This window comes from Thiomonas arsenitoxydans (assembly GCF_000253115.1).
Classification (GTDB): domain Bacteria; phylum Pseudomonadota; class Gammaproteobacteria; order Burkholderiales; family Burkholderiaceae_C; genus Thiomonas; species Thiomonas arsenitoxydans.
Genome location: NC_014145.1, coordinates 2,663,112 through 2,683,359, shown reverse-complemented (window position 1 = coordinate 2,683,359; position 20,248 = coordinate 2,663,112). Strand labels below are relative to the sequence as shown.

Annotated in this window: 19 protein-coding genes; 11 read left to right on the top strand and 8 right to left on the bottom strand. The window is 63.6% G+C overall.

Annotated elements, in window-relative coordinates:
* Positions 1–135: 135 nt before the first annotated feature.
* From ahpF to THI_RS12510, 3 genes are all read left to right on the top strand, one after another.
* Positions 136–1,725 carry an alkyl hydroperoxide reductase subunit F gene (ahpF, locus tag THI_RS12520; RefSeq protein WP_013106624.1) on the top strand — a complete coding sequence of 530 codons (1,590 nt, stop codon included), beginning with the start codon at positions 136–138 and terminating at the stop codon, positions 1,723–1,725.
* Between the two features lie 69 nt (positions 1,726–1,794).
* Positions 1,795–2,580 carry a peroxide stress protein YaaA gene (gene yaaA / locus THI_RS12515; protein ID WP_197535450.1) on the top strand — a complete coding sequence of 262 codons (786 nt, stop codon included), beginning with the start codon at positions 1,795–1,797 and terminating at the stop codon, positions 2,578–2,580.
* Positions 2,577–2,945, top strand: coding sequence for an arsenate reductase (locus tag THI_RS12510; RefSeq protein WP_041609010.1), 369 nt, complete (start codon positions 2,577–2,579; stop codon positions 2,943–2,945). The genes yaaA and THI_RS12510 overlap by 4 nt, the downstream gene beginning before the upstream one ends.
* A gap of 8 nt (positions 2,946–2,953) precedes the next feature.
* On the opposite strand, the gene THI_RS12505 is transcribed toward THI_RS12510, so the two are convergent.
* The 7 genes from THI_RS12505 to THI_RS12475 form a co-directional block, all read right to left on the bottom strand.
* Positions 2,954–4,207, bottom strand: coding sequence for a GMC family oxidoreductase N-terminal domain-containing protein (locus tag THI_RS12505; protein ID WP_013106621.1), 1,254 nt, complete (start codon positions 4,205–4,207; stop codon positions 2,954–2,956).
* A 24-nt stretch (positions 4,208–4,231) separates the two neighbouring features.
* Entirely contained in the window at positions 4,232–6,979 is a 2,748-nt protein-coding gene (gene acnA, locus THI_RS12500) for an aconitate hydratase AcnA (RefSeq protein WP_013106620.1), read from the bottom strand.
* Positions 6,980–6,993: 14 nt separating this feature from the next.
* Positions 6,994–8,445: a bifunctional 2-methylcitrate dehydratase/aconitate hydratase gene (locus THI_RS12495; RefSeq protein WP_013106619.1), complete on the bottom strand. Its 1,452-nt coding sequence runs from the start codon at positions 8,443–8,445 to the stop codon at positions 6,994–6,996.
* Between the two features lie 24 nt (positions 8,446–8,469).
* Positions 8,470–8,988, bottom strand: a complete 519-nt coding sequence (locus THI_RS12490; protein ID WP_013106618.1) for a hypothetical protein — start codon at positions 8,986–8,988, stop codon at positions 8,470–8,472.
* Positions 8,989–9,088: 100 nt separating this feature from the next.
* A complete protein-coding gene (gene prpC, locus THI_RS12485) occupies positions 9,089–10,252 on the bottom strand; it encodes a bifunctional 2-methylcitrate synthase/citrate synthase (RefSeq protein WP_013106617.1) in 1,164 nt (387 codons plus the stop codon).
* A 59-nt stretch (positions 10,253–10,311) separates the two neighbouring features.
* Entirely contained in the window at positions 10,312–11,202 is an 891-nt protein-coding gene (prpB, locus tag THI_RS12480) for a methylisocitrate lyase (RefSeq protein ID WP_013106616.1), read from the bottom strand.
* 6 nt (positions 11,203–11,208) lie between these two features.
* Complete coding sequence (locus THI_RS12475) at positions 11,209–12,195, bottom strand: malate dehydrogenase (protein ID WP_013106615.1); 987 nt, start codon at positions 12,193–12,195, stop codon at positions 11,209–11,211.
* Between the two features lie 229 nt (positions 12,196–12,424).
* Between THI_RS12475 and THI_RS12470 the strand changes: the two genes are divergently transcribed.
* The 7 genes from THI_RS12470 to gltA all read left to right on the top strand — a co-directional run bounded on the left by THI_RS12470 (position 12,425) and on the right by gltA (position 18,397).
* The gene (locus THI_RS12470) at positions 12,425–13,252 is read left to right on the top strand and encodes a GntR family transcriptional regulator (protein ID WP_013106614.1); all 828 of its coding nucleotides are present in this window, start codon (positions 12,425–12,427) and stop codon (positions 13,250–13,252) included.
* 167 nt (positions 13,253–13,419) lie between these two features.
* Positions 13,420–13,833, top strand: coding sequence for a succinate dehydrogenase, cytochrome b556 subunit (sdhC, locus tag THI_RS12465; RefSeq protein ID WP_013106613.1), 414 nt, complete (start codon positions 13,420–13,422; stop codon positions 13,831–13,833).
* A 1-nt stretch (position 13,834) separates the two neighbouring features.
* Positions 13,835–14,200: a succinate dehydrogenase, hydrophobic membrane anchor protein gene (gene sdhD, locus THI_RS18915; RefSeq protein WP_013106612.1), complete on the top strand. Its 366-nt coding sequence runs from the start codon at positions 13,835–13,837 to the stop codon at positions 14,198–14,200.
* A complete protein-coding gene (gene sdhA / locus THI_RS12455) occupies positions 14,201–15,964 on the top strand; it encodes a succinate dehydrogenase flavoprotein subunit (protein WP_013106611.1) in 1,764 nt (587 codons plus the stop codon). It begins immediately after the preceding gene.
* Positions 15,965–16,004: 40 nt separating this feature from the next.
* Complete coding sequence (locus tag THI_RS12450; protein WP_013106610.1) at positions 16,005–16,721, top strand: succinate dehydrogenase iron-sulfur subunit; 717 nt, start codon at positions 16,005–16,007, stop codon at positions 16,719–16,721.
* A gap of 7 nt (positions 16,722–16,728) precedes the next feature.
* Positions 16,729–17,001, top strand: a complete 273-nt coding sequence (locus THI_RS12445) for an FAD assembly factor SdhE (RefSeq protein WP_013106609.1) — start codon at positions 16,729–16,731, stop codon at positions 16,999–17,001.
* Between the two features lie 82 nt (positions 17,002–17,083).
* Positions 17,084–18,397, top strand: coding sequence for a citrate synthase (gltA, locus tag THI_RS12440; RefSeq protein WP_013106608.1), 1,314 nt, complete (start codon positions 17,084–17,086; stop codon positions 18,395–18,397).
* A 69-nt stretch (positions 18,398–18,466) separates the two neighbouring features.
* Here the strand turns inward: gltA and THI_RS12435 are convergent, their stop codons facing one another.
* A complete protein-coding gene (locus THI_RS12435) occupies positions 18,467–19,312 on the bottom strand; it encodes a helix-turn-helix domain-containing protein (RefSeq protein WP_013106607.1) in 846 nt (281 codons plus the stop codon).
* Between the two features lie 151 nt (positions 19,313–19,463).
* On the opposite strand from THI_RS12435, the gene THI_RS12430 reads away from it, so the two are divergent.
* Complete coding sequence (locus THI_RS12430) at positions 19,464–20,228, top strand: class I SAM-dependent methyltransferase (protein WP_013106606.1); 765 nt, start codon at positions 19,464–19,466, stop codon at positions 20,226–20,228.
* Positions 20,229–20,248: the final 20 nt, after the last annotated feature.

Genomic DNA, 20,248 nt, shown 5'->3' with positions numbered 1-20,248 from the left:
ATCGCTGCGCCTGACCTGGCAGTCGTTGGGTCAGGCAGTAGCCTTTTGAATCGGCGCACTTCGCACGGCAATCCGCCGTGCGAAGCAGTGGCCTATTCCTGCCCGACCCCCACCCGCATCCCGAAGGAGCACGCCATGCTCGACGACACCCTGCTTTCCCAACTCAAGGCTTACCTGGAGCGCGTCTCTCAGCCATTCACCCTTGTCGCCTCTCTGGACGATAGCGAGAACGCGGCGCAGATGCGCACCCTGCTGGAGCAGATCGCGAGCCTGTCCGACAAGATTTCGGTGCGATTCGACGGCACCGACGCGCGGCGCCCGTCCTTCGCTCTGGAGCGTGTCTCGGGCCCGGCGCAGCATCTGCGGTTTGCCGCGATTCCTCTGGGCCATGAGTTCACCTCGCTGGTGCTGGCGTTGCTGTGGACTGGCGGCCATCCGCCCAAGGTCGAGGCTGAGACCCTCGAGGCGATTCGCCAGCTCGACGGCGACTATCGCTTCGAGGTGTATATGTCGCTGAGCTGCCATAACTGCCCGGACGTAGTGCAGGCGCTGTCGCTCATGGCGGTGTTCAACCCGCGCGTGCAAACGGTGGTGATCGACGGTGCGCTGTATCAGAGCGAGGTCGAGTCGCGGCAGATCATGGCGGTGCCCACCGTGTATCTCAATGGCGAGCTGTTCGGCAGCGGGCGCATGGATGTGGAGGAGATCGTCGCCAAGCTCGACACCGGCTCTGCGCAGCGCGACGCCGCCAAGCTCAACGCCAAAGCGCCTTACGACGTGCTGATTGTGGGCGGCGGCCCCGCTGGCGCGGCTGCCGCGGTTTACGCGGCGCGCAAGGGCATTCGCGTGGGGCTGGCAGCCGAGCGTTTCGGCGGACAGGTCAACGACACATTGGCGATCGAAAACTACATCTCGGTGCTGGAAACCGATGGTCCGAAATTCGGCATGGCGCTCGAAGCGCATGTGCGGCAATACGGCGTGGAGATTCTCAATCAACAGCGCGCCGAAAAGCTCATTCCCGCAGAGCACGAAGGTGGGTTGATCGGCGTGCAGTTTGCCCATGGCGGCCGCCTGCAGGCGCGCAGCGTCATCCTCTCTACCGGCGCGCGCTGGCGCAATGTGAACGTGCCGGGCGAAGCGCAGTACCGCAACAAGGGCGTGGCGTACTGCCCGCATTGCGATGGCCCGCTGTTCAAGGGCAAGCGGGTGAGCGTGATCGGCGGGGGCAACTCGGGCGTGGAAGCCGCCATCGATCTGGCGGGTCTGGTGGCGCATGTCACTCTGCTGGAATTCGCGCCCGAGCTACGCGCTGACGCGGTGCTGGTGAGCAAGCTGCGCAGCCTGCCCAACGTCACCATTCACACCAACGCGCAAACCACCGAAATCACCGGCGACGGCAGCAAGGTCAACGGCCTCACCTACACCGACCGCGCAAGCGGCGCCAGCCATCATCTGGAGTTGGAGGGCGTGTTCGTGCAAATCGGCCTGGTGCCCAACACCGAGTGGCTCAAAGGCGTGGTCGAACTCAGCCGATTCGGCGAAATTGTGGTGGATGCCAAAGGCCAGACCTCGGTGCCCGGCATCATGGCGGCGGGCGACGTGACGACCGTGCCCTACAAGCAGATCGTCATCGCCGCGGGTGATGGCGCCAAGGCCGCGCTCAGCGCCTTTGACTATCTCATCCGCACCCCGGCGCCGCAGATGGCCGAAGCCGTGGCCGCCTGATGGGATAACTGCGCGGGGCAGGCCGTCGATACACTTGTGCAGCACTCTGACTTTGTGAGAACCGACATGCTGTTGATGGTCCTGTCCCCCGCCAAATCGCTCGACTACACCACCCCGCCCATCACGTCCATTGCCACCCAACCTCAGTTCATCGAACAGGCCAAGGTATTGGTCGACGGGCTGCGCAAGCAGAGCCCGCAGCAGCTCAGCGCACTCATGGGCATTTCCGACAAGCTCGCTGCGCTCAATGCGGCGCGCTTTGCCGACTGGCGGCCCAGCTTTACCCCTGAAGACAGCAAGCAGGCGGTGTTGGCATTCAATGGCGATGTGTACGAAGGGCTCGATGCCCGCAGTCTGAGTGAAGCCGATCTGCAATGGGCACAGCAGCATCTGCGCGTGCTCAGCGGGCTTTACGGCGTGCTGCGCCCGCTCGATCTCATGCGGCCCTACCGCCTGGAGATGGGCACGGCCTGGCCCAATACCAAGGGCAAGGATTTGTACGCCTACTGGGGGACGCAAATCGCCGAAAACCTCAACGCCGAATTGGCTGGCGGCAAGGGCGAGCCGGTGCTGGTGAATCTGGCTTCCGACGAATACTTCCGTAGCGTGGATCGCAAAGCGCTCAAGGCGCGCGTGGTGCAGCCGGTGTTTCAGGACGGCACGCCCCAGACCGGCTACAAAATCGTGAGCTTTTACGCCAAGCGCGCGCGCGGGCTGATGGCCCGCTACGTCATTGAGCATCGATTGACTCAGGTGGATGCGCTCAAGGCGTTCGACAGCGACGGCTACCGCTTCGTGCCCGAGGCATCCAAGATTGATCAGTGGGTTTTCCGCCGCGACAAGGTTTCCGCATGAACGCATCGCCGGTTTTGACGGTATATGGCCTGACCCAGTGCGACACTGTCAAGCGGGCGCGGCAGTGGCTGCAGGCGCAGGGCGTGGATTTTCAGTTTGTCGATTTCAAGAAAACCCCGCCCAGTGCCGCGCAGATTTCAGCCTGGGCCGAGGCCGTCGGCTGGGAGGCGCTGCTGAACAAGCGCGGCACCACCTGGCGCAAGCTCGATGCAGCTATGCAGGCCCGCGTGGTCGATGCGCCCAGCGCGGTGGCGGTTCTGGCGCAGCATCCCAGCGCCATCAAACGGCCCGTGGTCGAGGCCGGTGGGCAGCTTTTGGTCGGGTTTGACGAAGCAGATTGGCGCGCCGCGCTATCCCGTTTTTGAAGCTTTTCTCATAACAAACGCCGGGCAAGTTCACTGCCCAGCGCCAGCAGGGTGAGGGTGGGCGGCAGCCCCCAGGGCTCGGGAATGACCGAGGCGTCGCACACATGCAGATTAGGGCTATGGCAGCTCAGGTTTTCGTCGAGCATCTCGCCCAGACGCACGCTGCCACCGGGGTGCGCCGCCACCCAGGGCGACACATAAGGTTTGCCCGAACCGGCGGCCTTCAGCACCGCGCGCGCCTGCTCCACGCCCGCGCGCATTTTCAGCCGATCGCCCGGCCCGAAGCGCCGCCAGGGGCGCCCGTGCGGGTCGATGCGGCCTTCGATGTCGTCGCGGATTTTCACCATGATCATCGCCGTGTGGCCGTAGCTGAGCAACTGATCGGGCCGACCGGCCGCCCAGGTGAAGGCGCGGAAAAAATTGGCCGGAATGGTGATGTCCGACAGCATGTAGCCCGCGTCAGCGTTGAAATAGCCCGCCGACATGGAGATGTCGTGCGCGCGCCTCATGGCCGGCACATGGCCCATGACAATGCGCAGCGGGTCGCAGAAAAAACCGTCACCCGCCTGCTCCACGCCGCTGTGCTGCAGGATGGCCGGGCTGGCAATGCCGCCCGCACTCAGAATCACCCGTCCCGCGCGGAAGATTTGCGCCGCGCCGCCCTGGTGTTGCGCTTCCACCCCGATGGCCCGGCCCTGGTCGAACAGCACGCGCGTGACCCGAACGCCGGTCTGCAGATCCGCGCCGTGGCGGATCGCCTGCTGCAACAGCGTCTGCGCCGACCAGAAGGCCTCCGGCGGGCAGATGCCCTGTGCGCAGCGCGATTGGTCGATCATCTTGGGCAGCGGCTGCCAGGGCAGACCCAGAGACTCTCCGGCCTGCATCAGCAGGGAAGGAATCGGCGTGAGCAGATCGTCGCGCAAAGGGGCGTGCGGCAGTTCGGACTGCACCCGTTCGAGCGCTCCGGCAAGGTCGATGCCGTGACGGGCAAACATCGCCAGCGGCGGAGGCGTGGCGGTGTGATAGAAGGTGACCGATCCGCCGCCCACCCGCAGGCTGCGCAGCAGCACCACGCCGGGCGCGATGTGCATCGCCTCCTTGCGGCGCAGCAGCTTAAGCAAGTTGGTGCCGGGAGGCGGCCCCGAGCCCTGTTCCAGAATGCGCACCCGCGCACCGGCGCGGGCCAAATCGCGCGCCACCATGGCGCCCGCCGGGCCCGATCCGACCACGAGAACGTCGGGGATCGGTGCGGCGTCTGTCATGCGGGTGCGCTGTGGCGAGAGCGCTCAAGCCGCCAGCAACTGCCGCAGCACGAAGGGCAGGATGCCACCGTTGCGGTAGTAATCGACCTCGATCGGCGTGTCGATGCGCAGCTTGAGCTTGACCTGCTGCTTGCTGCCGTCCGCCCGGGTGATGGTCAGCAGGGCGTCCTGTTGCGGCCGCAGGGTATCGCCCAGATCGATGGCGAAGGTCTCGTCGCCCTTGATGCCCAACGACTCCCACGAATCATTGCCGAGGAACTGCAGCGGCAACACGCCCATGCCCACCAGATTGGAGCGGTGGATGCGCTCGAAACTGCGCGCCACCACGGCCTTCACGCCCAGAAGCTGCGTGCCCTTGGCCGCCCAGTCGCGGCTGGAACCCGTGCCGTATTCCTCGCCAGCGAAGATGACCGTGGGCGTGCCTTCGGCGATGTACTGCATCGCGGCATCAAAGATGAACATCTTCTTGCCAGACGGCTGGAACAGGGTCACGCCGCCTTCTTCACGCGAGCCGTCGGCCCCGGCCGGAATCATCAGGTTCTTGATGCGCACATTGGCGAAGGTGCCGCGCATCATCACCTCGTGGTTGCCGCGGCGCGAGCCGTAGGAGTTGAAGTCGGCCTTGAGCACCCCGTTGGCTTGCAGCCATTGCCCGGCGGGCGAGGTTTCCTTGATCGGGCCTGCGGGCGAGATGTGATCGGTCGTCACCGAGTCGCCGAACAGCGCCAGCGCGCGTGCGCCCTGCACCTGCAGCGATGTGGCCGCAGGCTGCATGCCGAACCCGGCGAAGAACGGCGGCTCGGCGATGTAGGTGCTCTTGGGCCAGTCGTACACCTGCCCCTTGACGCCTTCGATCTTCTTCCACAGCTTGCCCGGCTGCGTGGCGACCTGCGCGTAGTTCTCGCGGAACACCTTGGGGTTCATGGCGAATTTCATCAGCTTGTCGATTTCTTCGCTGCTCGGCCAGATGTCGCCCAGGTAGACCGGCTTGCCGCCCTTGCCATAGCCCACGGGTTCGGTCATCAGGTCGCGGCGCACCGTGCCGGCAATGGCATAGGCCACCACCAGCGGCGGGCTGGCGAGGAAGTTGCCCTTGATATTGGGATGGATGCGCGCCTCGAAGTTGCGGTTGCCCGACAGCACAGCGGTACACACCAGATTATTGGCGGTGATGGTGGTCTCGATGTCGGGCGCCAGCGGCCCGGCATTGCCGATGCAGGTGGTGCAGCCGTAGCCCGCAAGGTAGAAGCCCAGTTTTTCGAGGTAGGGCAGCAGGCCGGCTTTTTCCAGATACTCGGTCACCACGCGCGAGCCGGGGGCCAGCGAGGTTTTGACGTGTTTTTTCACCTTCAACCCGGCTTCGACGGCCTTTTTGGCGAGCAGCCCGGCGGCCAGCAGCACGCTGGGGTTGGAGGTGTTGGTGCAGGAGGTAATGGCGGCGATGAGCACGTCGCCATCGGCGATTTCGATGCCTTCACTGGTTTTGAAGGTGCGGCTCAGGCGGTCTGCAGGCTGGTTGAAGCCGTTGTCGGCCACCGGCGCCGAAAACAGTTTGTCGAACTGATGGCTGACTTCGCTCAGGGCAATGCGGTCTTGCGGCCGTTTGGGGCCGGCCAGCGAGGGCTCGACCGTACCGAGATCGAGGGTGAGGGTCTGCGAGTAATCGATCTGCCCGGCCTTGGGCACGCCGAACAGCTTTTGCGCCTTGAAGTAGGCCTCGAACAGTTCGATTTCGCTTTTGGTTCGGCCGGTGCCCTTGAAGTAGTCGAGGGTCTTGTCGTCCACCGGGAAAAAGCCCATGGTCGCGCCGTATTCAGGCGCCATATTGCCGATGGTGGCGCGGTCGGTGACCGACAGGCTGGCCGTGCCTTCGCCGAAGAACTCGACGAACTTGCCGACCACCTTGGCCTTGCGCAGCATTTCGGTGAGGGTGAGCACCAGATCGGTGGCGGTGACGCCGCCGCGCAGCTGGCCCTTGAGTTCCACGCCCACCACGTCGGGGGTGAGGAAGTAGACCGGCTGACCGAGCATGGCAGCTTCGGCCTCGATACCGCCCACGCCCCAGGCCACCACGCCGATACCGTTGATCATGGTGGTATGGCTGTCGGTGCCCACCAGGGTATCGGGGTAGGCGACGCCGTCCTTGGTTTGATGCACACCGCGGGCGAGGTATTCGAGGTTGACCTGGTGCACGATGCCGAAGCCCGGAGGCACGACGCCAAAGGTGTCGAACGCCTGCATGCCCCACTTCATGAACTGGTAGCGCTCGCGGTTGCGCTGGAACTCGATCTGCATGTTCAGGTCGAGCGCCTTTTTGGTGCCGTAGTTGTCGACCATGACCGAGTGATCGACCACCAGATCGACTGGCACCAGCGGTTCGATGGACTTGGGGTTTTTGTGTTGTTGCGCGGCGGCGTTGCGCATCGCGGCCAGATCGACCAGCAGCGGCACGCCGGTGAAGTCTTGCAGCACCACGCGGGCGACGACGAAGGGAATTTCATCGGTGCGAGCGGCGTTGGGCTTCCAGTTTGCGACCTGTTTCACATGCTCGGCGCTGACTTTCTTGCCGTCGCAGTTGCGCAGCACCGACTCCAGCACGATGCGGATGGACACCGGCAGCCGAGACAGATCCGTGCCCAGTTCTTTGGCGAGTTGCGGCAGGGAATAGAACGATGCGGACTTGCCCGAAGCGGTCTTGAAGGTTTTGCGCGTTTTGGCGTAGGCGTGGGCGTGGGCGTGGGCGGGCGCGGCGCTGGCGGGTTTGGTGGGCATGGAGGTCTCCGAGGTCAGATGACGTACAGATCAACGTAGTCGTGCACAGGCATGGATTCGAGCAAGTTCTGATCCAGCGACACGTCGAGAATGGCTTTTTGTTGTTTGCCCGGAAAGCGCCGTGCCAGGTTGGTGCGGAACTTGGCTTCGAGCAGAGGGATGCCGTCGGCGCGTCGGCGCTTGTGGCCGATGGGATATTCCACGGCCACCTCGGGCAGCACCGAGCCGTCCTTCAGGGTCACGGTCAGGGCATTGGCGATGGAGCGCTTTTCCGGGTCGTGGTAGTCGCGGGTGTATTGCGGGTCTTCGACGCAGACGATTTTTTCGCGCAGGGCATCGATGCGCGGGTCGGCGGCGACCGTGTCTTCGTAATCGCCCGCAGTGAGGCGGCCGAACAGCAGCGGCACCGCCACCATGTATTGAATGCAATGGTCGCGGTCGGCCGGGTTGTTCAGCGGGCCCTTCTTGTCGATGATGCGGATACAGGCCTCATGCGTGCGGATGACGATGCTGGCGATGTCTTCCGGGCTCTTGCCCGCAGCGCGAAGTTGCTGGTGCAGCGTCATGGCCGCCTCCACCGCGGTCTGGCTGTGGAACTCGGCCGGGAAGCTGATCTTGAACAGCACGTTCTCCATCACATAGCTGCCATAGGGGCGCTGGAACTTGAACGGCTTGCCGCCGAAGCTCACGTCGTAAAAACCCCAGGTCTTGGCGGTGAGCACGCTGGGGTAGCCCATTTCGCCGGTCTTGGCGATGAGCGCCAGACGCACGCCGCGGCTGGTGGCGTCGCCCGCGGCCCAGCTCTTGCGGCTGCCGGTGTTGGGCGCGTGGCGGTAGGTGCGCAGGCTCTGCCCGTCCACCCAGGCCAGTGACACGGCGTTGATGATTTCGTCGCGCGACAGACCCAGCATGCGCGCGACCACGGCGGTGGTGGCCACCTTGACCAGCACCACATGATCGAGGCCGACCTTGTTGAAGCTGTTTTCCAGCGCGATCACGCCCTGGATTTCATGCGCCTGGATCATGGCGGTGAGCACGTCGCGCATGGTCAGCGGCGGCTTGCCCGCGGCTACGGCGTTGCGGCTGAGCCAGTCGGCCACAGCCAGGATGCCGCCCAGATTGTCGGACGGGTGGCCCCATTCGGCCGCCAGCCAGGTGTCGTTGAAGTCCAGCCAGCGGATCATCGCGCCGATATTGAACGCGGCCTGCACCGGATCGAGCTGGAACTGGGTGCCGGGCACCTTGGCGCCGTGCGGCACCACGGTACCGGGCACGATGGGGCCGAGCAGCTTGGTGCAGGCCGGGTATTCCAGCGCTTCCAGTCCGCAGCCCAGGGTGTCGATCAGACAGTTTCGCGCCGTGGAATAAGCCAGTGCGCTTTGCAGATCGGTTTTGAGGACGTAGTCGGCTATGTCAGCCAGAACTTGGTCGGGGGCGGGGCGGACGTTGGAAATCGCTGAGGACATGGATCGTGGGTAAGGGAGAGCCCGTCAGGGCGAGGGAACGCAGTCGTCGGCCAGTCGCGTCATGTTCTTTTTGTCGAACAGCATGCTCTTGGTCGGGATCTGAATGAGGACGAAGCCAGCCTTGGCATCGTCGAAGTGGTAAGCGCCGGTGGAGGTGGGCTTGCGCTTGAGGATGTAGCTTTTCCGGTTCCAGGTCAGCAGCACGGCCTGGTCGTCGGCGCCTTCGATCTTGACGTCCATCGGCAGGCGGCGGCTGCCACACACCATGCGACCGGCCCTGAGTGCGAACACCGGGTTTACATCGGGAAAGCCGTTTTCCGTGCCGGGTACGCGGGCGCCGGGGGCATTGCTGGTCAGCAGGGCCGGGGTGGCGGTGTCGGCGGTTGCCACCACCGTCGGCTCGGCCTTGGTGGTGCCGTGCGCGACGGCGGTTGCGGCATCCGCCGTTTTTTCCTTGCTGGCCTGCGTTTGCGCATGAGCAGGCAGCGCAAGCGCGCAGGACAGACCGACCACTCCGGACAGGAAAAAGAACTGACGTTTCATCTTGAACACTCCACGAACTGGAACACGGAAAAAAACCGCTCCAGGACGAGGCGAGCGACAAGCCGGGCGCGTGGGCATGGCGAGAAGTGCGCGGGACGAGTCAAGGACGCTGTGCGAGCGGCACGAACTGCAAATTTTCCGGGCCAGTGTAATTCGCGCTGGGTCGAATGATCTTGTTGTCCTGTCGCTGTTCCACCACATGCGCACTCCAGCCGCTGGTGCGCGAAATCACGAACAGCGGGGTGAACATGGCGGTGGGCACGCCCATGAGGCTGTAGCTCACGGCGCTGAACCAGTCGAGATTGGGGAACATTTTTTTCACGTCCCACATCACCGTCTCCAGACGCTCGGCCACGTTGAACAGGTGCATGTTTTTCTGATCGGCTGAAAGCCTGCGGGCGACTTCCTTGATGACCTTGTTGCGCGGGTCGGCGATGGTGTAGACCGGATGGCCGAAGCCGATGACCACTTCCTTGTTGGCGACCCTGCTGCGGATGTCGGCCTCGGCTTCATCGGGGCTGGCGTAGCGCCGCTGAATGTCGAGCGCCGCTTCGTTGGCGCCGCCATGCTTGGGGCCGCGCAGGGCGCCGATGGCCCCGGCGATAGCGCTGAACAGGTCGCTGCCGGTTCCGGCGATGACGCGGGCGGTGAAGGTGGAAGCGTTGAACTCATGCTCGGCGTAGAGGATGAGCGAGGTGTGCATCGCCCGTTCCCACAAGGCGCTGGGTTTGTGGCCGTGCAGCAGATGCAGGAAGTGGCCTCCGATGGAGTCGTCATCGGTCTCGACTTCGATGCGGCGGCCGTTGGCAGCGTAATGCCACCAGTACAGCAGTATCGAACCCTGGCAGGCCATGAGCTTGTCGGCAATGTCGCGGGCACCGGCGACGTTGTGATCGTCTTTCTCGGGCATGACGCAGCCCAGCACGGAAACGCCGGTGCGCAGCACGTCCATCGGGTGGGCCGAAGGCGGCAGTTGCTCCAGCGCGGCTTTCACCGCGGCGGGCAGGCCGCGCAGACGGCGCAGCTTGGTCTTGTAGGCCGCGAGTTCGGCGGTGTTGGGCAGTTTGCCGTGTACCAGCAGGTGGGCGATCTCTTCGAATTCGCAAGCCTCGGCCAGATCGAGAATGTCGTAGCCGCGGTAGTGCAGATCGTTGCCGGTGCGGCCGACGGTGCACAGGGCCGTGTTGCCTGCGGTCACCCCGGAAAGCGCCACCGATTTTTTCGGCTTGAAAGTCATGCCAGCGGGGGCTGCGTCATCGCTCATGGGTTTGTCTCCTCGGTATTCAATTCAGTTAGCAGCTTGCGAATCGGTTCACGCCTGCTTCAGGATTGGGGTTTGCCGGAAAAAATGGCGTCCAGCCGCTGCTCGTAGGCGTGGTAGCCGATGCTCTCGTACAACTCGGCGCGGGTCTGCATCAGCGGCAACACCGCCTTTTGCGTGCCGTCGCGCCGCAGGGTTTCATACACCGTCTGCGCGGCCTTGTTCATGGCGCGAAACGCCGAGAGCGGGTAGAGCGCCATGGCCACACCGGCGCTGCGCAACTCTTCCACGGTGAACAGCGGCGTGGCGCCGAATTCGGTGATATTGGCCAGCAAGGGCACGCCCACGGCGGCGCCGAACTTGCGGTAGGTGTCGAGATCGAGCGCGGCTTCGGCGAAGATGGCGTCGGCCCCGGCTTCGGCGCAGGCGCGGGCGCGGGCTATGGCCGCGTCGAGTCCCTCGACCGCGATGGCGTCGGTGCGGGCGATGAGGTAGAAGGCGGGATCGGTACGGGCGTCCACCGCGGCCTTGATGCGATCAACCATTTCGCCGCTGCTGACGATTTCTTTACCGGGCCGGTGGCCGCAACGCTTGGCGCCCACCTGGTCTTCGATGTGCAGCGCTGCGGCGCCGAATTTGATGAGGCTTTTGACGGTGCGCGCAATATTGAAGGCGCTGGGACCGAAGCCGGTGTCCACGTCCACCAGCAAGGGCAGGTCGCAGACATCGGTGATGCGGCGCACGTCGGTGAGCACGTCGTCCAGGGTGTTGATGCCCAGATCGGGCATGCCCAGCGAGCCGGCCGCCACGCCGCCGCCTGAGAGATAGATGGCCTTGAAGCCCGCCCGCTGGGCCAGCAAGGCGTGGTTGGCGTTGATCGCGCCCACGATCTGCAGCGGGCTTTCCTGTTGGAGTGCGAGACGGAAGCGCTCGCCTGCAGTTTGGGTCGTCATGGCCGTTCAGAGCAGATGCTGCACGCCAGCCTTCTCTTCTTCGAGCTCGGCCAGGGTTTTGTTGATGCGCTCCTGCGAGAACGCGTCGATGGGCAGATCGCGCACCAGTTGGTATTCGCCACCCGCGCAAGTGACCGGGAAGCCAAATATCGTCTGCTCGGGGATGCCGTAAGACCCGTCCGATGGAATGCCCATGCTCACCCACTTGCCGTTGGTGCCCAGCGCCCAGTCGTGCATGTGGTCGATGGCGGCGTTGGCGGCGGACGCGGCGGAACTCAGGCCGCGTGCTTCGATGATGGCCGCACCGCGCTTGCCGACGGTGGGCAGGAAGACGTCGCGGTTCCAGGCGTCGTCATGGATCATGTCTTTCACCGACTGGCCGCCGACGGTTGCGAAGCGGTAATCGGCGTACATGGTCGGGGAGTGATTGCCCCAGACGCAGACCTTCTCGATTTCGCCCACTGCCTTGCCGGTTTTGGCAGCGAGTTGGCTTAGTGCGCGGTTGTGATCCAGGCGCAGCATGGCGGTGAAATTTTTTGCCGGTAGATCAGGCGCGGATTTCATCGCGATATAGGCATTGGTGTTGGCCGGATTGCCGACCACCAGCGTCTTGACCGTGCGATTGGCCACGGCGTTGAGCGCCTTGCCCTGCGCCGTGAAAATCTGCGCATTGGCCGACAGCAGGTCGCGCCGCTCCATGCCGGGGCCGCGCGGGCGGGCGCCCACCAGCAGGGCATAGTCCACATCCTTGAAGGCGGTCATGGGGTCGCCGTGCGCGCTCATGCCCGCCAGCAGCGGAAAGGCGCAATCTTCAAGCTCCATCATCACCCCGCCCAGCGCCTTCTGGGCCTTTTCGTCGGGAATCTCCAGGAGTTGCAGAATCACCGGCTGGTCGGCGCCCAGCATTTGGCCAGAGGCGATGCGAAACAGCAGGGCATAGCCGATCTGGCCAGCGGCTCCGCTGACAGTCACGCGTACGGGGGCTTTGGACATGGGGAAACTCCTGGTCGGTAGGGGTTGATGGAGCAGGCGCCCTGCGTGAATAGAACTCAGCAGAACAACACAGCGGGACAGCTCAGGGTAGTGATTCTTTGCGGCTCTTTGTGCGCCGCAGTATGCGAAAGAAGTGTAGGCCGAGGTCGTTCGGGCGTCAATCACTCTTCTATCTTATATAAGATGTTTTTTATCATAAGCTGGACAAGGCGGGGCAGCCTATGCTGCAATGCACGACATGATGGCTTCCCGCCCCGCCCCCACTCCAGCGCCCGAGTTGCAGGCCGCCCATGTGTCCGAATCGGCATCCAAATTGGCGTCCAACCCGAGTTTCAGCCCTTTATATCGGCAGATCAAGGGTTTGATTACGCGCAGCCTGCAACAGGGGGACTGGAAGCCGGGAGAACTCATCCCCAGCGAAGCCGATCTGGCGCGGCGCTTCGGCGTCAGCCAGGGCACTGTGCGCAAGGCGGTGGATGAACTCGCGGCCGAAGGTCTGCTGCTGCGACGCCAAGGGCGCGGCACCTTTGTCTCCACGCACCATGAAGAGCGGGTGAAATTCCGCTTCCTGCGCATCGTGCGCGATGCCGCAGGTGATGGCGCTCGCCCTGTGCCGCAGCCCATGGAGCGGCAATTTTTGGAATGCAAGCGCTCCCGCGCCTCACAAGAGGTGGCGCGCACCCTGGGCATCAAAGTCGGCGAGAGCGTGACGCAGATTCGCCGCTTGCTGCTGCTGGCGGGCGAGCCTGTGGTGTACGAAGATATTTATCTGCCCGGCCCGGCGTTTCGCGGATTGACCGCGGAGCGGCTGGAAAGTTACCGCGGCCCGCTTTACGCTTTGTTCGAATCCGAGTTTTCCACCCGCATGGTGCGGGCGGAAGAAAAGCTGCGTGCGGTGAATGCCAGCGCGCAGGAGGCGCAGCTTCTGCGGGTGCGCGAGGCCGAAGCCCTGCTACTCGTCGAACGGCTGTCATTCAGTTATGGTGAACTGCCTGCGGAATACCGCCGCGGGCTGTACAACACGAGGCATCATCACTATCGCAATGAGTTGAATTAGTGACCCCGAAAGCATCGCAGTTGCCAGCCCTGCCGTCCGGCTGTTTTGCTGCGATGCAATAGACTTCAAAACAAAAAGCAGCATTTGTTCGTGCATCTACCTCTTGCCGGGTTGATGTGCCGATCCGAAAACCTGCGATAACAACCGATCACAACGAGGACAGTGTCATGACAAAACCTGCTTCGCCACCGGCCCGGCCGGTTTACCGCAACATCCACATCAGCCAGATCGTGGGCTACCGCCTGCCGCTGGCGGGCCTGGTGTCCATCTTGCACCGTATCAGCGGCGCGGTGATGTTCCTGGCGCTGCCGCTGGTGCTCTGGGCTTTCGACGACAGTCTGCGCAGCGCCGACAGTCATGCGGCCATCACGCAATTTCTTTCGCACTGGTTCGTCAAGCTCATTCTGCTCGGATTGTTCTGGGCGCTGATGCATCACCTCGTGGCCGGGGTGCGGCATTTGTGGATGGATGCGTTTCATGCCGTGAGCAAGGCGCAGGGCCTGCAACTGGCCCTCATCACTTTTGCGGTGTCGCTCGGTCTCACCGCGCTGTTCGGCCTCAAGCTGCTGGGGGTGTACTGACATGGCTGCCGACAAGATTGGAAACAAGCGCCTGGTCGTCGGCGCGCACTACGGCCTGCGCGACTGGATGGCGCAGCGCGTCACCGCCGCCGTGATCGCGGTGTTCACCCTGGTGTTGCTGGTGTATTTTCTCGCGCCCGGCCCGCTGAGCTTCGAGCGCTGGCACGATTTGTTCGCCCAGCAGTGGATGAAGCTGCTGACCTTCGTGACGGTGCTGGCGCTGATCTACCACGTCTGGGTGGGCATGCGCGACATCTGGATGGATTACGTCAAACCGGTCGGCGTGCGACTGCTGCTGCAGATCGGCACCATTTTGTGGCTATTGGCTTGCGCGGGCTGGGCCCTGCAAGTGTTGTGGAGAGCGTAAATGCAGGTCAGTAACCGAAAATTCGATGTGGTGGTGGTGGGTGCGGGCGGCTCCGGGTTGCGCTGCGCGCTGCAGCTCACGCGTGCCGGGCTGGACGTGGCGGTGCTCTCTAAGGTGTTTCCCACCCGCTCGCACACGGTGGCGGCGCAAGGTGGGGTCTCCGCTGCGTTGGGCAATATGAGTGAAGACGACTGGTACTGGCATATGTTCGATACCGTCAAAGGGTCGGACTATCTGGGTGACCAGGACGCCATCGAGTTCATGTGCCGCGAGGCCAACAGCGCGGTGTACGAACTCGAACATTTCGGCATGCCCTTCGACCGCAACCCCGACGGCACCATTTACCAGCGACCGTTCGGCGGCCATACCGCCAACTTCGGCGAAAAAGCGGTGCAGCGCGCCTGCGCCGCGGCGGACCGCACCGGCCATGCCATGCTGCATACGCTCTATCAGCAAAACGTGGAAGCCCGCACCCATTTCTTCGTGGAGTGGATGGCGCTCGATCTGATTCGCGATGCCAAGGGCGACGTGCTCGGCGTGGTCGCGCTGGAGATGGAAACCGGCGACGTGACGGTTTTCGAGGGCAAGGCCACGGTGCTGGCCACCGGCGGGGCAGGGCGCATCTTTGCCGCTTCGACCAACGCTTTCATCAACACGGGTGATGGCCTGGGCATGGCCGCGCGTGCCGGGCTGCCGCTGCAGGACATGGAGTTCTGGCAGTTCCACCCCACCGGCGTGGCGGGTGCGGGCGTGCTGATCACCGAGGGCGTGCGCGGCGAGGGCGGCATTCTGCTCAACGCCAACGGCGAGCGCTTCATGGAGCGTTACGCCCCGACCTACAAAGACCTGGCGCCGCGCGACTTTGTCTCGCGCTCGATGGACCAGGAGATCAAGGAAGGTCGTGGCGCCGGGCCGCGCAAGGATCATGTGCTGCTCAAGCTCGATCACCTGGGCGCCGAAACCATCATGAAGCGGCTGCCCTCCATCCGCGAAATCGCCATCCGCTTCGCCAACGTCGATCCGATCAAGGAGCCCATTCCGGTGGTGCCGACCATTCACTATCAGATGGGCGGCATTCCGGCGAACATCCACAGCCAAGTGGTCATGCCGCAGGGCGACGATCCTGCGGCCGTGGTGGGCGGGCTCTACGCCATCGGCGAATGCTCTTGCGTGAGCGTGCATGGCGCCAACCGCCTGGGCACCAACTCTTTGCTCGACCTGCTGGTATTTGGCCGCTCGGCGGGCAACCATATCGTTAACAGCGGCATTCATCAGCGCAGCCACAAACCCCTGCCCAAGGACGCCGCCGACCGCTCATTGGCGCGCCTGGCCCAGCTCGACGCCTCCAAGAGCGGGGACGGCAGCCATGTGGTGGCCGACGCCATCCGCGCGGCGATGCAGACGCATTGCGGCGTCTTCCGCAACGCAAAGCTCATGGCCGAGGGCGTGCAGGCGATTGCCGACATCGCGGGGCAGGTTGACCGCATCCACCTCAAAGACAAATCCAAGGTATTCAACACCGCGCGCATCGAGGCGCTGGAGGTCGACAACCTGATCGAAGTCGCCAAGGCCACCATGGTCTCGGCCGAAGCCCGCCAGGAAAGCCGAGGCGCGCACTATCACAACGATCACACCGAACGCGATGACCAGGACTGGCTCAAGCACACCCTGTGGTGGCGCGAGGGCAGCCGCCTGAGCTACAAGCCGGTGAAGCTCAAGCCGCTGACCGTCGAGTCCTTCAAGCCCAAGGCACGCACTTTCTGATGGATCAACAGCCTGCGCACGGCAGGCATGAGGAGCGCATATGAATGACACGCGCAAGATGAAGTTTTCGATCTACCGCTACGACCCGGATAAAGACGCCAAGCCCTACATGCAGGACTATGAGGTGACGTTGCAGCACACCGACAAGATGCTGCTCGACGCCATCCAGCGCATCAAGTGGGAACTCGACGATTCGCTGTCCATCCGCCGTTCCTGCCGCGAAGGGGTGTGCGGGTCGGATGCGATGAATATCAACGGCAAAAACGGCCTGGCCTGCATCACCAACCTGCTCACCCTCAAGGAACCGGTGGTGCTCAAGCCCTTGCCCGGCCTGCCTGTCATCCGCGACCTGATCGTGGACATGACCCAGTTCTTCAACCAGTACCACTCGATCAAGCCCTATCTGGTCAACAACACGCCGCCGCCGGAAAAAGAGCGTCTGCAAAGCCCAGCCGAACGCGAAGAGCTCAACGGTCTTTACGAGTGCATTTTGTGCGCGAGTTGCAGCACCAGTTGCCCGAGTTTCTGGTGGAATCCCGACAAATTCGTCGGTCCCGCAGGGCTTTTGCAGGCCTATCGATTCATCGCCGACAGCCGCGACGAAGCCACCGGCGAGCGCCTCGACAATCTCGAAGACCCTTACCGCCTGTTCCGCTGCCACACCATCATGAACTGCGTGGACGTGTGCCCGAAAGAGCTCAATCCCACGCTGGCCATCAGCAAGATCAAGGAAATGATGGTGCGCCGCGCCGTCTGAGTCTGCCATGCTGCACGCGAACGCCCCTGCCGACGCCGCCGACCTGTCCCGGCTGCGCTGGCGCGCGCGGCGCGGCATGCTGGAGAACGATCTGATTCTGCAGCGCTACTTTGCCCAACGCGAAACGCCGCTCAGCAGCGAAGAGGTGGCGGCGCTGGGCGCCCTGCTCGCACTGGACGACAACACGCTTTTAGATCTTTTCATGCGTAAAACCCCGCTCCCGGAAGAACTGGATACACCGCAGATCCGGGGCTTGCTTGACACTTTGCAGCGCTTGTGAGCCCGCAGGTACGGGCTTGCGTCATTCCTTCCCCGGGGTCTGCCTCCGGGAGCCTCACTACACAGTCCCCGGAGATTTCAAAATGACCCCTTCAAGCGATAAAGCCACGCTCTCGTTCAGCGACGGAGCACCGAGCGTCGACCTGCCGATTTACAAAGGCACCATCGGCCCGGACGTGATCGACATCCGCAAGCTCTACGGCCAGACCGGCAAATTCACCTACGACCCGGGCTTTCTGTCCACCGCCTCTTGCAGCTCGGCCATCACCTATATCGACGGCGACAAGGGCGAGCTGCTCTACCGCGGCTATCCCATCGACCAGATCGCGGTGCAGTGCGATTACATGGAGACCTGCTACCTCATCCTCTACGGGGAACTGCCCAACGCCGAACAGAAAAAGGCCTTCTCCGATCGCGTGACCCAGCACACCATGGTGCACGAGCAGATGCAGTTCTTTCTGCGCGGATTCCGCCGTGACGCCCATCCGATGGCGGTGCTCACCGGGCTGGTGGGGGCGATGTCGGCGTTCTATCCCGATTCGATCAACGTCAACGATCCCGAGCAGCGCGACATTTCGGCCATCCGCCTCATCGCCAAGATGCCCACGCTGGTGGCCATGGCCTACAAGTACAACCAAGGCCAGCCCTATATGTACCCGCGCAACGACCTGAGCTATGCGGCCAACTTCATGCGCATGATGTGGGCCACGCCCTGCGAGGATTACGTGCCCAACCCGGTGATCGAGCGCGCGCTCGACCGCATTTTCATCCTCCATGCTGACCACGAACAGAACGCGTCCACCTCGACGGTACGGCTGTGCGCCTCCAGCGGTACCAACCCCTTCGCGGCCATCGCGGCCGGCGTGGCCTGCCTGTGGGGGCCGGCGCATGGCGGCGCCAACGAAGCCTGTCTGAACATGCTCGACGACATCCAGGCCAAGGGCGGCGTGGCGAAGATCGGCGAGTTCATCAGCGAAGTCAAAGACAAGAACTCCTCGGTGCGGCTGATGGGCTTCGGCCACCGCGTTTACAAGAACTACGACCCGCGTGCCAAGCTCATGCGCGAGACCTGCCACGAAGTGCTCGACGCCCTGGGCCTGCACAACGACCCGCTGTTCAAGCTGGCGATGACGCTGGAAAAAATCGCGCTGGAAGACGACTACTTCATCCAGCGCAAGCTCTATCCCAACGTCGATTTTTATTCGGGCATCGTCCAGAAGGCCATCGGCGTGCCGGTGTCGCTGTTTACCGCCAACTTCGCGCTGGCGCGCACCGTGGGCTGGATCGCGCAGCTCAACGAAATGCTCACCGATCCCGAGTACAAGATCGGCCGTCCGCGCCAACTGTTCACCGGGTCGGTGCGCCGCGATGTCAAGCCCATCGCGGAGCGCGGCTGATCGGTCGGCATTCATCCATTGCCTGTAAAGACCGCGCTAGGCGCGGTCTTTTTTCGCTCGAAGATTTGTTTATTCCGGTGTCGCGACCGGGAGCAGCATCACCAATTTGTACTCCGGGTGCAGCGCCGCCCGCAGGGTGAGTTGTTCATACACCAGGCGGCCGTGCCGGGGATGGACAAAGCCTCTTTCGCCGCCTTCGCGCTCCTGCACATCATTGAGTTTCCAGAACGCGTCAAACTCGGGGCTGAGCGCGCTCAGTTCATCGATCAAGGCGCGCAAGGGCGAGGTGTGCAGGCGCCCGCCGCAGTCCGCCCGGAATTCCGCCACAAGCCGCTGCGAACGTAGCGGCCAATTTTCGATCAGCCCGCGCGCCTGCGGGTTGAAAAACAGAAAGCGCAACAGGTTGGGCGGCCCCTCAGTGGCTGGTTCGGTGTGTGGTGTGGCGGGGGATGTCTGCCAGCCGAGAAACAGATCCAGCGCCTGAGCGTTGCCCGCCACCACGTCCCATCGCTGATTGAGCACATAGGCGGGATGGACTATGGCATGCACGCTGCGCAGAACGGCATCGACCGCTTTTGTCGGTGTCGCGGGTTCGCTCGGGTCGCGCCGCTGCGCCAGCTCGAACAGATAGGCGCGCTCCGCAGGGGTCAGTTGCAGCGCGTGCGCCACACGCTCAAGCGTCTTGGCTGAGGGCGCGACCGGCCGCCCCTGTTCCAGCCAGGTGATCCAGGTGGCGCTGACGCCGCAGAGCGAGGCGAGCTCTTCGCGGCGCAGTCCGGGCGCTCGTCGCCGCCCCGTCGCAGGCAAGCCCGCTGCGGCAGGCGACAGACGGTTGCGGTGCAGACGGATGAACTCGCCCAGAAGGCGGCTGCCCTGGTGCGGATCGGAGGGCATGGAGGATGACGGCAGCGACATGGTCTTTCAAGAAGATGAAGGCGAAGGTGAGGACGACGGTAGGTTCCCAGGCTGGTAGGTTTTTATACCAGGATGTTTTGTCATCTTGTACCAGGAAAAATGCTGGGCTATCTTTTGCTCCGTCGTCTTTGCATCGTCTTGGAGCATCCTCTTGAAACAGCCCGCTTTGGCCGCGCATCAGTTCGGCGTTAGCGCCGCCGCCTACCTCACCAGCGCCGTTCATGCGCAGGGGCGCGATCTGCAGTGTCTAGCTGCGATGGTGCAGAAAGAGCACCGCTGCCGGGCGCTCGACCTCGGTTGCGGGGCCGGACACGCCAGCTTCGCCCTGGCGGCCGCGGGCGCGCAGGTCACCGCCTTGGACCTGTCGCCCGCGATGCTCGCCATCGTGGCGCAAGAGGCGGCAACTCGCGGCCTGCACGATCTGCAGACTAGCCAGGGCCCGGCCGACAAACTGCCCTTCGCCGATGCCAGCTTCGATCTGGTGGTCACCCGCTTTTCCGCGCACCACTGGCCTGATGTGCCTGCCGCATTGCGCGAAATGCGCCGGGTTATCAAGCCGCAGGGAACGCTGGTCATCATCGATGTCGTGGCCCTGGAGTCGCCGCTGTGCGACACCCTGCTGCAGACGGTGGAGATCTTGCGCGACGCTTCGCATGTGCGCGATTACCGCGTCTCGGAGTGGAGCACCCTGCTGCAGCAGGCGGGCTTTGCCGCGCCGAGTATGGAGGGCTGGAGTCTGACCATGGAATTCGCCTCGTGGGTGGCGCGCATGCGCACCCCGGAGCTGCGCGTGCAGGCCATTCGCGACGTGTGGGCGCAGGCGCCGCAGGAGGCGCGCGAGGCGATGCGCGTTCAGCCGGATGGATCGTTCGATCTGTCCGTGGCATGGCTGCAAACTCAGCCGAGCACGGCGTGAAGCGCGCCAACTAAAATCAA